This window comes from Enterococcus wangshanyuanii, from assembly GCF_002197645.1.
Taxonomy (GTDB): domain Bacteria; phylum Bacillota; class Bacilli; order Lactobacillales; family Enterococcaceae; genus Enterococcus_L; species Enterococcus_L wangshanyuanii.
Genome location: NZ_CP021874.1, coordinates 1,882,617 through 1,895,902 on the forward strand (window position 1 = coordinate 1,882,617; position 13,286 = coordinate 1,895,902).

A 13,286-nucleotide genomic window follows, 5' to 3' on the forward strand; every position below is an offset into this window, starting at 1 on the left:
ATTTCACGTTTTGATAAGTGCAGAGACACACCGCTCACCAACTTTCTTTCCCTTACAATTGAACTATAGCTTGATTTTTATTGTCAAACAACACAAAAAAGTTGCACTTACACAAGTGCAACTTTCTTAATATCCTTATTTATTAAAAAAAATCAACTTAGCCTCTTCGTTATTTTACCTTAATGATCAAAACTATTCCAGCTTGAAATCCAAGCATTACAAGCCTTTTCATTTAGTGCAAAAGACCATTCACTTTATTAAAGCCTTTTTGCACCAATAAGTGTAATTGTTTTTTTTGACGAATGAAATAACTAAAAAAAGAAGACCGAAGTCTTCTCTTTACACAGTATTTATAAATATAAATAGATAAAATCTTCTCCACAAAAATATTTATCCGACACGCCTACATCCGGTAGGTATGATTAAACATATGTGCCTCTGTTGTTTGGTCAATCACTAGCCGTCAAAACGGAACAGCAAAGCTGTCTGATTGAGTCAACTCGTCGCATAAAGACACTGTAACATAAATACCCCTTAAACGCAATATAGTTCTGTCACCCAACATGTCCTTCTTTCAACCATTGCTTGTATAAATGATCAACCAAAGTCACAGTCTCTAAGGTCATTCTTCTCGTCATCACAGGACTTTCCAACAGCTTTTGCTCTAGGCAATCGTTCACATGGTCGACTTCAAATTCAAACTCACTTTCAAAATCACCCATCAATTTTTCCTGTCTGCCATCCTTATAATAGATCGTTGCTTCACGCGCTTTCCAAAATTCTGGAACCTCGATCCGACCTTCCTCACCATAAATCGTCAACTTACTGGGAATGTCTACTTTAACTGAAATGAAAATATTTCCTAAGACCTGGTTTTGAAAGTTCAAACTCAAGTTTACTTGATCATCTGTTTGGCCTTTTTCAGCAGTTGCCTGCCCATAATATTCTGTGATCCTTTGACCTAATAAAAACTGCATATACTGGATCGGATAACTCCCCGAGCCATGTAATGCTCCTCCACCTGCAGTCAAAGAATGGAACCATGAAATATGCTCGACACTCGGATAGGTCGTGACAGACTGTAATAGATGGATACGTCCGATTTTCTGTTGTTGAATGGCTTCTTTAACTTGCAGCGTGATAGGTAAAAACACAGCCTTTTGTGCTTCCATCAAAAAACAGCCTTTCCTTTTTGCCAAATCAAAAAGTTCTGCTGCCTGCTCACTATCAATCGTAAAAGGTTTTTCCACCAACACATGTTTGCCATGCAACAACGCTTGTTTTGCACTTTCATAATGACCTTTATTGTAGGTTGCTACATAAATAATATCGATTTCTTGATCCTGATACAGTTCTTCATAACTTCCATAAGCTTTTGGAATCGCCAATTCCTTTGCCATTTTTTTTGCTTTTGCCAAAGATCTTGATGCGATCGCAGCAGCTTCACCTTGATGACTCATTCTGATTCCCTGCACAAAACGAGGTACAATTTGAGCTGTACTTAAAATCCCATAACGAATCGCTCTCATTCATCTCAACTCCTTTTCTCTACTATAGCCATTATTCACTATAATTTCAAAAAAACCTCTCTTCGATCTCCTTTATCACTAAAAAAACTGGAAGTCATATGGTTAATGTCTCCCAGTCAATTGATTTTTAACAATTTAAAGCATCTTTACAGGTTTTCTTAAGAACTCCTCAAAGTCGTTTATCTGTAAACAATAAAATGCCTATGTACAATTTACTTATGTATCACTCTTTACTTAACGAATACCAATACTGATTTTCAACGCCTGATCGACTTTTAACATATCATCATCATGTAACTGACAAATTTTATGCAGGATACGTTCTTTATCCAGCGTTCTAATTTGCTCCAGCAATACTAAGGACGGTGTCATTCGATCTTCATGCGGAATATCTACTTTTACCTGTGTCGGCTGCATTTTTTTATTCACATTCCTCGTGATTGGAGCAACAATCAATGTTGGACTAAATAGATTTCCCTTATTATTTTGGATAATCAATACAGGTCTGATCCCGCCTTGCTCTGAACCAATCACAGGTGAGAGATTCGCATAAAATATTTCTCCTCTTCGTATCATCGTAGTTTATCACCCCTTATTCACAAAACACTATTTTTGTAAATTATATCATGCTTTTGCATTAGAATTTTTCAATATTTTATGCCATTTACTAAAAACTTTGATAATCTCTATAAAAGGAAAATTTGATGAGAGATACCGTTTAGGTAGCTATTATTTCAAAAAGATATTTTATTCAAATATACTTAAACGACTATAAATAAAATTGGATATAAAAAAGACATTTCGTTCATAAAAAAATAGCTTTCTCTAAAAACAAATAATCTTTCTTTATATACATGAATTTATATAAACAAAAAAATAACGTTTAAATATTATAAATATAAAACGCTTAATTTTCATCCTGAGTTTAAATAAATGATTTTCATATGTAAATAATACAAATAAATTCATTTTTATTCATCATAAAAAAAGATGGTCTTTTTATCTCACTAAATTCTAATAAAAAAAGTGACTGAGTAATAACTCAGTCACATAGAAACTAAACTTAATCGGTGGAACAGAAATACATTCATATCGAACTCTTTACAAATGACTGTCCAAAATCTTGAGTCCATTAGTGCATAGGCTAAGCCCTTCTATCCATCCAAATCTTTTCAAATCACATTTTTATTGTATGATCAGTTTTCTTCCTTTTCTCCATCTGATTCAGAAGCTGCTCCAGAAGGACTATTCGTTTTTGGAGCAGCAGCTCCGGCCAAATTACCTAAACTAATATCCAGTCCAACAGTATAGTCCAAAGGAACATACTGATTATATACGCTCATCCCGACAACTGTTCCTTTAGGCTCAGCAGAATCTACATATCTCACAGTATAGCGAATATTCGCTCCTTTAGATTGAAATTCTTCATAGAAATATTTTTGTAAATCACCTTCGACGGTATTGTTTCTCAAATCTTTCAAGTAAGGCTGCCCTGCCGAATAATATACATCCACTTTTAAATCATCTTTACTAGTCAACGTTGTCCCGGCTTCAACACTCTGTGAGATCAGTTGACCATAAGGAACATTCGCAGTAAAAATCGTTTTCGCTTTGACAGCTAAACCTTCTACAGCAGAGCTAGCTTCTTCTTGCGTATATTCAGCAAAATTCGGTACCACGTATCCTTTACCTAAAGAAACTGTCACGGTCATACTGTCTTTTTTAGCCACCTTCTGATCTTTGGCAATACTTTGTGAGATAATACTTTCCGCTGGTATTTCTGCAGAACTGGCTTCCTCGTATGTCACTTTGATTTCATTGGTCTTCGCCCAGCTTTCAACTTCTGCTTTTGGCTTTTTGGAGAAATCAGGAACAGAAATATTCTTTTCAAACGTTTCTTTGCCTTTTGAGTAATACATATTCGCTTTATCTTTACGTTTATAATTTTCCTGCTTGACTTCTTTATTAACGATTTCAAAGCGAATAGGTTTCCCTTTTTCCAACGTTTCATTGTACTCATCGATCAACGAAATATTATCTGCATGGTTCTGTTTGATCCATTGCTCCGCTTCTGATTTTTTCATCTTCATAAAATCAGGTAATGATAATTTTTCTTCCGGATCTGCGCCTAAACTAGAAGTGACTTTCAATTCAGAACCTTTTTTGATTTTACTCCCTTTTTTTGATTTTTGTGAAATCACTTTATTCGTCTCAATACTCTTATCGTACTTTTGCTCAACATCGATTTTTACTTTATTTTCAGTTGCCCATGTCCGCGCCTCGGCTAAATCTTTCCCAGAAAAATCTGGGACTTTTACATGCGTCATTTGATAATAAGTGAAATAGACAAAGCCTAACAAAATGATTGCACCGATCCCAATCAATATAAATTTTCTTTTGCGCTTTTGATGATACGTTGGATCGATCTGCGTTTCAGAATCTACTGAGCTCCTACTCATTGTTGAGGTGATTTCATCAGACGACTGAACATCTTTGACGACCGGCTCAACGAATGTCTTCGCTGTTTCAGCTCCCACGTTACGCGGCAGCGGCTCTTGTTTTTGTGGTCGGCCTTCTTGTTTTGTTTGCTGTTTTTTCTCTTTGGTTTCCTTGTAGCTATCTTTATTGAAATTTGATAAAAAATCACTCATTCAACATCAACTCACCTTGCTTTAGAAAATACGTTTTATCTGATTGATTCGCAATTTCATTCGAGTGAGTGACAACGATCACACATTTATTATGCGTTTCAGCCAAATCTTTGAAAATGTCTACAATTTCCTGCTCCATTCCCTCATCCAAATTTCCAGTAGGTTCATCTGCAAGAATAATATCGACATTTGTCGCTAAAGCTCTGGCAATCGCCACACGTTGTTGCTCTCCACCTGACAGCTGTCCCACTAAACGATCCGCTTTACTTTTATTGATACCAATATAATCCAATAAATTATACGCAACTGCACGATCATCCTTCGGCATATCATTATCTGTGATCGACATAGCAACTAAGACATTTTCTAAAGCAGTCAGATACGGCACTAAATTGTAACTTTGAAAGATGATACTGATGTCATCTCTGCGGTATTTTTCCAAACCGATTTCCTTGATATTTTGTCCTTTATACAGCACTTCACCCGATTTAGGTTCATCTAATGCACTGATCAAAGAAAGAAACGTTGTTTTCCCCGACCCTGATTGCCCTAAAATAGTATAAAATTGCCCCTGATCAAAATTGATCGATGTATCCTGTAAAATCATCCGGCGCTTGTCCCCGTCCTGATAAAAATAGCTCACGTTTTTTGCTTGTAAAATAGTCATTCTGATTTCCTCCTACATCATGATTTTCTTTGGATTCAGCCTTAAAACATAGGTCAAAGGTAAAACCGCAGAGAACAACACTGTACTTAATCCGGCAATCAAAAATGTCATGATATAGCTAAAAGAAAATTTCACTTCATAAGCGCCCGTAACCTCTTCACTTGTTAAACTCGGCAGATTATTCGTTCCGCCCATCATCATCATTCCGTTCGTACTCGCGCTTTCAGTTTGTGAAAAAGCATCACTGGCAACTAAGGATTCCGAGACCATTTTCCCAAGAAAATTCCCTGTTACTAAGGACAAACACATTGCAACTAAACTGATCAACAATAATTCGATCAAAATCTGCTGCATCACCTTCATTCTGCTTTCTCCTAAAGAAAGATAAATCCCAAGTTCATGTTTACGATCACGTAAAAATAGAATGACCACCAAAGAAATGATCAATAATGTCGCACCGATCGCTAAAACAACTACATAGCCGGAGATTTGCGACATCTTTTTAACCGTGCCGCCAACTTGATCATATTGATCTGTCGAGGCATTCAATTTGTATCCCTCAGGAATACTCGCCTTAGCTTCTTCTTTAAATGCTTCTACATCTTCTGGTGATTTTAAGTTATACGTAGGCGTAATTTGAACAGTATCTTCAAATGTTGCCTCTGATCCATCTGTGTTTTTGTAACGATCCGGCAACAACTCTTTGCCTTTGTCAAATTCAACTTTACTGATTGCTTTTACTGCATCATTTGGCATATACACTGTATTGAATTGCTCTGTTTCTAAAAACTGTTCGTTGATTCCTTGTTTTTCTTTATCATCGGACTTTTTCTTTTCTACACTGGCAGGTTCAAAAATCCCAATGATCTCAACTGGATGGTCCTGACTTCCAAGTTCTTCTGTTGATCCATCAGCTTTATAGTCGATTATAGAGCTGTCTAAGACTACTTTATCACCGACATTAAACCCATTTTCTTCTGCCACTTTCTTTGAAATAATTGCAACATCTTTTCCATTGTTGATTTCGTCTTGCTTAAAGGTTCGACCTTCAACCAATTTCACATTCTTATCTTTAAAATCCAATGGCTCTAATAAATTTGTTCCTTTGAGATTCAGCATATTTGACATATTACTGACTACACCTGAATTTTCCTGTTCATAGGTTTTGATTTTTTTTACGAACAACGTCGTTTTGACATTGTAGTCAAAATCCTTGACGTATGTTGATTTTCCCAATTGTTTGATCGTTTCTTCTTTTAATGTACCTGGAGAAAACGACTGTCCTTCTTCCATCATTTTGTCAAAATCCAATTCGACTGTGACCATCGCACCTAGATCATTTTTGATTTTCTTTTCTACATTTGCTGAAGATTGCTGGATCGCAATAGATCCGGCAATGACATTTCCTAAAATGAAAATAACAGCAAATAAAATGATCGATTTTCCTTTTCTTCTTGTCACACTACATAATGCCCGATTCCAATAATTCATACATTTTTCCTTCCCATCGTACAATCTCTCTATTGACCAGGGAAGAAAGGGGTCCTTTTACATCCCGTCAATTTCCGTATTGTCCTTGATAAATGATAGTTTCCCACCATTCAGCCCCCATAATTCATCTACATAGGATGCAATTTTTTGTGATTGCGAACCAATGATGATGCACTTATTTTCATTTTTTGCATATACACATAAATAAGCCATGATCGCCTCTAGAGAAAGCTCACCTAATGTCTTCTCCGGAGCATCTAATAAAATGATTTCAGGATCGTTCAACGTAGCTTTAGCTAAACAAATTCTTTGTTGCTCGGCAGCCGATAATTTTTTGATCTTTTTATTTGCCTGTTTTTCATTTATTCCCACTTCTTTTAACCGTTTAAGAAACTGTTCTGCATCATTTCCTTGCTTCCAAGATAGCAGCTTAAACATCGTTAGTGCACTCGCATCAAAAAGTAGATTATATTGTTGAAAAACTGTGCCGATTTCTTTTCTACGGTAACGATCTCGATCTATTTTTTGAAAATTCTGATTTTTAAATAGGATATCACCGTTAGAAACTGTGCTGATTCCTGCTAAAAGAGCAAGTAGCGCTGTCTTCTCAGTATTATTTTCCCCTAAAATCCCATAAACTTTTCCTGCTGAAAAATCAACTGTGATCCCTTTTAACATGGTCACTTTACTTTTTTTATGTGTATAAACTATATTTTTAAGAGAGAGAATCGTCACTCGTCTAAATTCCTTTCTAACAAAAACTCTATTGGGTCAAATCTAATGATCTTATAGCTATCAATCAAAATAATACTCGTGATAAATAGACTGGTGATCACTAAAAGCAGCAAGAGAGCGCTCCCATCGATCTCAATTGGAACTGAGTTAATGGATGTCAAAGATTCATTGATCATCGCATTTGAAATCTGTTCAAAATCTCCAATCATATTTTTTTGACTACTCAACTGCCAATCTGCAATCATCTGGACCGCAAAAACAACGGATCCAAAACTTACCGCAATACTCACTGCTGCCACAAAAAGCAACTCAATAAACCTACTCACTATCAATTCTCTATATGCAATCCCTGCATGTTTTAATAAATAGATTTCCGTTTGTGACTGCTTGAATCGCCTAGCTGAAAATAACGCAAGTCCCACTACCCCAAAAATCAAACTACCTAAAAATAAACTGCCTGATAATATCTTCATGCTGTTTACTGGACTTAGCAACAACTTTTTATCTGTATCGTTGGTCATGACATAGTAATTCTTCAGGCTATCCGTACTTTTCATTTTTTTCAAAAATGCTTGGCTACTTTTTACATCTTTAAACTTATATGAGGCTGTGATATAGCCTAATTGTTGGAAGTTTTTCATATCTTCAACAGTGTCCCAGTTGGTAAAAATATCATTTTCTTGGAATATCCCCCATCCAGAAGTCGTTGTTGTCCCAGCTACCTTTTTTGATCGATAGGTTCCTGCGATAGTCAATCGCTTATTTTCTTTCTGACCATCAACTGTCGTCGATACCTGAATCGTATCGCCAACCTGTAGATCATTTAATTCAGCCAAGTCATGACTGATCAAGCATTCATTCAAGTCAAGATTCGCTTTTCCTGTGAAGACTTCCTGATTGCGCTGAGAAAGCTCCTGCATGAGTCCTTCTTGATCTACGCCCTGCATGATCCCTAAAACTTCCTGCGTCGTTTGATTTGTAGCGCTATCTAGAGTTTCCATTTGGAATCGCCCTTTTTCATCAAGGGGTTTTAAGTGTTCGAATGAGACTTGTATATTCCCAACTACCTTTGTTTGATCGATAGAATCTGACTGACCCAATTTAAGATATTCCTCTTTTGTTAGTTTTTCTTCATGCGCTGCATTTAAATCTGTCGGCAAAATCGTTACGATTGGTGTAAAATGCTGTGCGTATCCTTCTGCAAATTTCTTAGTTGAAGTAAAAATAAGACCCGCTGATAAAGCGATAAAAGTCAATAACAGCAATAAACTTCCAATCAACATGTGCTGCCAGCAATGTCTTTTTACATTTAAAAGCGCATGTTTTAAGACGAGCATCTTCCTGCTCCACTCCTTTCTTGAACCTACTATAACAAATCGATTGTTAACTGAATGTTAACTTTGAGACATTTGCGGAAATGACAGATAAAAAGTGGATCCCTCATCTTTTTTACTATCCACATAAACAAATCCCTGACATAACTTACAAACATGCGAAACAACGGATAAGCCGATCCCATAGCCATCCTGTTTTAATGCATTGATTCGATAACGATGAGTAAAAATCGTATGTTGTCGCTCAAGTTCGATGCCTTTACCGCGATCTTTGATTTTGACTATGACACTGCCCTTTTTACAACTAACGACAACATCGATTGGTTTGCCTTCTCCATATTTGATAGCATTATCCACTAAATTTGAAACAGCTCTGTAGATCCAACGGTTTTTTCCTAAGATAAATGTTGATTCGGTTTCTTCAAACGTAAATGATAGTGCAGGATAACTTTTTTGATAAGCATCACAAACCTCTGCACAAATCAGCGATACATCTACCTGTTCACTAGAATGCTCTTCCACATTGTTGGACAAGGTCAACACATCGTCGATACTGTCTGTTAGGCGATCTAAAATATACAGATTTCCAGATTCATTTGCCTCTAACTCCAAATTCGCTCTTAAAATTGCGATCGCATTTTTTTGTTCATGCGTTAAATAGCTGCTTAGCCGTTTGTAATCATCCAAATTCCCATCAAGTTTGTCTTTCAATTGCTTAAAAGCATGAGCAACAGCTTTATCTTCAACATCTTTTTCATTAAATTTTTCTAAAAACTGTAGATCATGAATGATCCGAACCATTTGTTTTGTATAGATCCGCCGTAAAACCACCCATAAGGTTATCGTTAAAAGAAGTAATGCACATGAAACGAGTAAAATAATCAATGGTAAATACTTCAAAAACGAATTCATATAAATTTCATCCAACGTTTCTGTACTCACCATCTCTTCAGCTGCAAATTCGATACTCTCAGCTGGTTGAAAATCTGTCAGTTGATTTGTTTTTACAACATAAACTGCCGAACCGATCGACTCTCCAATGTTAAGTGACTGCCAGTTGGTTTTAAGCGCAAAAAAGCCGCCGCTGATAATTAAAATAATAAAAAAAGCAAAGGTAATGATCGTTAAGCCGATTTTAAATGTTACTCGCATAATTGATATCCTTTCGCACGAATTGTTTTAAGCAAGTCTTTTCCTGATGCTTGAGCAAGCTGTTTTTTTAGTCTGGCCATATGGACTCTTAAGACAGAAGAAAAGGGATTGAAATTTTCATCATAAACGTGTTCAGCAATCTCCTCTGTTGAAACAACAGCCGGATGTTTTTGTGCAATGCATAAAAGAATATCGAATTCTTTCGGTTTTAAAGTAATCTCACATACACCATAGCTTGCACACCGTTTAACAGGATCGATCACCAATTCATTGATCTTGATTTGCGGTGTTGCCCGTCCATGGAATCTTCGTACAACTGCCCGAATCCGCGCAGTCAATTCAAGTAACTCAAAGGGTTTTACTAAATAGTCATCCGCGCCAAAATCAAGACCTTTCGCTCGTTCCTCTATTTCATCCCTTGCGGTAATAATAATAATTGGACTATCGACGGCTTTTTCTCTTAAAAAATGTAAAATCGCCAATCCATCTTTATCTGGTAAATTTAGATCTAATAAAATAGCATCGTATATATTTACGTAGGCCTTTTCTTCTCCTTCCAGACCAGTAAAAGCTAAATCAACTATAAATTTTTCTCGTTCCAATCCTTTTTGCACAGATAAAGCTAACTCACGATTATCCTCAATAACCAAAACACGCATTCGATCACCCTTTCCAACTTTTCTTTTACATGCTGATAGATACCTCATACGATACTATAAGCCGGAACGCTTTGTCTATGTTCCTTTTTTGAAGTTTTTGTAAAATAACAAAAACACAAGTAGAAGCACTCGATTTTCTCAAGCGTTTTTACTTGTGTTTTTTATCAACTCTATCCTAGATTTCGTTTAAAATACTTGCAACTTTTGTAGTGATCAAATCGATCGCTACATGATTTTCTCCGCCTTCTGGCACAATGACATCCGCATAGCGTTTCGTCGGTTCAATAAATTGATGATACATCGGTTTGACGACGGTCAAGTATTGTTCAATAACGGAGTCCAGTGTTCTGCCTCGTTCTTCCATATCACGTTTGATCCTGCGAATGATTCGAATATCATCGTCTGTATCCACGTACAATTTGATATCCATCAAGTCTCTCAAACGTTGGTCTTCTAAAATCAGAATCCCTTCTAAAATAATCACTTCTTTTGGTTCCTGAATCAAAACATCCGAGCTTCTTGTATGCGCAACATAATCATACACAGGTTTTTCAATGGTTTGATAAGCGATCAATTGTTTCAAATGTTCAATCAGTAAATCTGTATCAAACGCAAAAGGATGATCATAATTAGTCGTCAGTCTTTCTTCAAAACTTAAATGGCTCTGATCTTTATAATAAGAATCCTGCTCCAACATCATAATCGAATGATTTGGGAAATGATTAAAAATTGCTCGGCTCACGCTGGTTTTTCCACTACCAGATCCACCAGTTACACCAATCACGATTGGTTGATTATTTTTCATTCAGCGAAACCTCTCTTTTAACGTAATAGTCATAATAACCTTTATCTATTATAATAGAAACAAGAGAGATTACCACAATTTTATGTACATTTTTTGATAAAATCATTTTAATTGAAAACAAATCAGCTTCTAAAAAGGAGGAAACCATGCTTATAAGAAAAGTGGAAACATTTAGCCCTACTTACTTTGAATTACTTCTATCTGCTGACCCGAATAAAGAATTAGTCGAAAAATACATCAAACGCAGCTTTTGTTTTGAATCATTAAACGATGGTCACATCACTGGCATTGTCGTTTTACTTCCCACAAGACCAGAGACATTGGAGATCGTAAACATTGCTGTTTTAGAACAATTTCAAGGACAAGGGATCGGTGAACAATTGATTTTCTTTGCCCTTACTCATGCAAAAGAACATTCGTATAAAACAGTTGAGATCGGTACTGGCAGTACAAGTTTTGGTCAAATGTATCTGTATCAAAAATGCGGCTTTCGCATGACTGGTATCGACCGAGATTTTTTTATACGGCATTATGATGAGGAAATTTTAGAAAATAAACTAGTTTTAAAAGATATGGTACGTTTGAGCATCGATGTTTAAACAAAGAAATGCGCTAGCAGTTGCTTAGATTGGAACAATAAGAAAAGTGTAGAACAAGACCTAAATTTAGGTCTTGTTCTACACTTTTGTTTACTGATATGCTATTGTTACATTCATTTTAATCCGCTAAAATCGTGAAGATATCGTCCAGCTTACTGATCTCATATGTTGGCTGGATCACGCCATCTGTCACCTGTTTCTCCGGATTGAGCCAAAGCGTTTGAATATCTGCTTTGTTTCCTCCTTGAATATCAGAGGCTAGAGAGTCGCCAATGATCATTGTCTTTTCCCGATCAAAGTTTGGAATTCGATCAAATACATAATCAAAATATTCTTTCATCGGCTTTTGATACCCTACTTCTTCTGACACAAAAATATCATCGAAAAAAGGGGTCATCTGTGAATCTTTTAGTCGTTGATATTGGGTTTTAGCAACACCATTTGTTACGATATATAATTCATAATCTGGTCTTAAGCGTGAAATGATTTCTTTACTATTTCCTAATAAATCATGTCCTTGACTCAAATGATAGCGATATTTTTCACCCATCTGTTTGCCATCGACTTTTTTCCCAAATTGTTCAAACAACAAACTGAAACGAGTATCTATCACTGTTTTTTTATCCGTTTTACCTTGTTCAAATTCTCGCCAAAGTCGATGATTGATTTTTTTATAGGTGGTTTCGATTTCTTTTGTCAAAGGAATTTCTTCTTCTTGAAACAGAGCATGCAGTGCTTTTTTCTCTGTTAACTTAAAATCTAATAGCGTATCATCAACATCAAATAGTAGTGTTTTAAATTTCATTTTCTAGACTCTTTTCTTTTTTATGAATAGTGAAATAAGGGAGTAGACTCGTAAGCTCCTGTTGATTTAACGGACGATATTGTCCTAATGCTAATGTGTCATCAAGGACTAACGGTCCCATTGTAATACGTTTTAAATATGTCACTTTTTTTCCAACAGATAAAAACATCTTCTTGACCTGATGAAATTTTCCCTCTGTGATATCAAGATAGGCTCGACTTTCATTTGTTGACGAAGTCAGTATTATTAGTTCAGCCGCTTTACATATTTCTCCGTCAGAAAATACGATTCCTTTTTCAAAAGCAATCTGATCAGCTTTCGTCAATGGTTCATTTACGATGACCTCATAGCGTTTCAACACTTTTTTATGAGGGAGCAGCAATTGATACCCTAATTGGCCATTATCTGTAATAAGCAACAGCCCTTCTGTATCACGATCCAATCTTCCTACTGGATATAAGCCGCTTCTCTGATCATTTGGCTCGATCAAATCGATCACGGTTTGATGCTTAGCATCCTTTACAGCTGTGACGATTCCCTGAGGTTTATTCAGCATATAATAAACGTGGGTCTGATTTTCTATCTTACGACCGCCCACGACGACTTCCTGCAAGGAAGCATCTACATTCAGACTCTCATCTAAGATCGTTCGTCCATCTACGCAAACTTGCTTACTTTTGATCAAGGCTTTGACTTTTCTTTTGGAGCCTATTTTCTCCTGCTCTAATAGCTTATCTAAACGCATTTATTTTCCTCATTTCCCTTAATAGTTTAGTATACACAAGCTTGTTTGAAAAGGATAATGTTTTTTCACTTCCCTTGACTTAACTTTAAATTAGGGTTATGGTTGATATAGAAA

13 protein-coding genes are annotated in these 13,286 nt (G+C 36.1%); 1 reads left to right on the forward strand and 12 read right to left on the reverse strand.

Annotated features, from left to right (window positions below; all coding sequences use genetic code 11):
* Window positions 1–554: 554 nt before the first annotated feature.
* The 10 genes from CC204_RS09135 to udk form a co-directional block, all read right to left on the reverse strand.
* Complete coding sequence (locus tag CC204_RS09135; RefSeq protein WP_088269904.1) at window positions 555–1,529, reverse strand: Gfo/Idh/MocA family protein; 975 nt, start codon at window positions 1,527–1,529, stop codon at window positions 555–557.
* Window positions 1,530–1,763: 234 nt separating this feature from the next.
* A complete protein-coding gene (locus tag CC204_RS09140) occupies window positions 1,764–2,105 on the reverse strand; it encodes a type II toxin-antitoxin system PemK/MazF family toxin (protein ID WP_088269905.1) in 342 nt (113 codons plus the stop codon).
* Window positions 2,106–2,725: 620 nt separating this feature from the next.
* Window positions 2,726–4,180: a PASTA domain-containing protein gene (locus tag CC204_RS09145; RefSeq protein ID WP_088269906.1), complete on the reverse strand. Its 1,455-nt coding sequence runs from the start codon at window positions 4,178–4,180 to the stop codon at window positions 2,726–2,728.
* Window positions 4,173–4,847, reverse strand: a complete 675-nt coding sequence (locus CC204_RS09150) for an ABC transporter ATP-binding protein (RefSeq protein WP_088269907.1) — start codon at window positions 4,845–4,847, stop codon at window positions 4,173–4,175. The genes CC204_RS09145 and CC204_RS09150 overlap by 8 nt, the downstream gene beginning before the upstream one ends.
* A 12-nt stretch (window positions 4,848–4,859) precedes the next feature.
* On the reverse strand, window positions 4,860–6,338 hold the full coding sequence (locus CC204_RS09155) for an ABC transporter permease (protein WP_088269908.1): 1,479 nt from the start codon (window positions 6,336–6,338) through the stop codon (window positions 4,860–4,862).
* A 57-nt stretch (window positions 6,339–6,395) separates the two neighbouring features.
* On the reverse strand, window positions 6,396–7,016 hold the full coding sequence (locus CC204_RS09160) for an ATP-binding cassette domain-containing protein (protein ID WP_088271686.1): 621 nt from the start codon (window positions 7,014–7,016) through the stop codon (window positions 6,396–6,398).
* Between the two features lie 53 nt (window positions 7,017–7,069).
* The gene (locus tag CC204_RS09165) at window positions 7,070–8,410 is read right to left on the reverse strand and encodes an ABC transporter permease (RefSeq protein ID WP_088269909.1); all 1,341 of its coding nucleotides are present in this window, start codon (window positions 8,408–8,410) and stop codon (window positions 7,070–7,072) included.
* Between the two features lie 57 nt (window positions 8,411–8,467).
* A complete protein-coding gene (locus CC204_RS09170; RefSeq protein WP_088269910.1) occupies window positions 8,468–9,559 on the reverse strand; it encodes a sensor histidine kinase in 1,092 nt (363 codons plus the stop codon).
* Window positions 9,550–10,218, reverse strand: coding sequence for a response regulator transcription factor (locus CC204_RS09175; RefSeq protein ID WP_088269911.1), 669 nt, complete (start codon window positions 10,216–10,218; stop codon window positions 9,550–9,552). Before CC204_RS09175 ends, CC204_RS09170 begins: the two co-directional genes overlap by 10 nt.
* A 175-nt stretch (window positions 10,219–10,393) precedes the next feature.
* On the reverse strand, window positions 10,394–11,023 hold the full coding sequence (gene udk, locus CC204_RS09180; RefSeq protein ID WP_088269912.1) for a uridine kinase: 630 nt from the start codon (window positions 11,021–11,023) through the stop codon (window positions 10,394–10,396).
* A 146-nt stretch (window positions 11,024–11,169) separates the two neighbouring features.
* Between udk and CC204_RS09185 the strand changes: the two genes are divergently transcribed.
* Window positions 11,170–11,622 (forward strand): GNAT family N-acetyltransferase, encoded by a 453-nt coding sequence (locus CC204_RS09185; RefSeq protein ID WP_088269913.1) that lies wholly within the window; start codon window positions 11,170–11,172, stop codon window positions 11,620–11,622.
* Window positions 11,623–11,740: 118 nt separating this feature from the next.
* Here CC204_RS09185 and CC204_RS09190 read toward each other — a convergent pair whose 3' ends face one another.
* A complete protein-coding gene (locus tag CC204_RS09190) occupies window positions 11,741–12,427 on the reverse strand; it encodes a YjjG family noncanonical pyrimidine nucleotidase (protein WP_088269914.1) in 687 nt (228 codons plus the stop codon).
* Window positions 12,417–13,172, reverse strand: a complete 756-nt coding sequence (locus tag CC204_RS09195) for a 16S rRNA pseudouridine(516) synthase (protein WP_088269915.1) — start codon at window positions 13,170–13,172, stop codon at window positions 12,417–12,419. Before CC204_RS09195 ends, CC204_RS09190 begins: the two co-directional genes overlap by 11 nt.
* Window positions 13,173–13,286 lie beyond the last annotated feature (114 nt).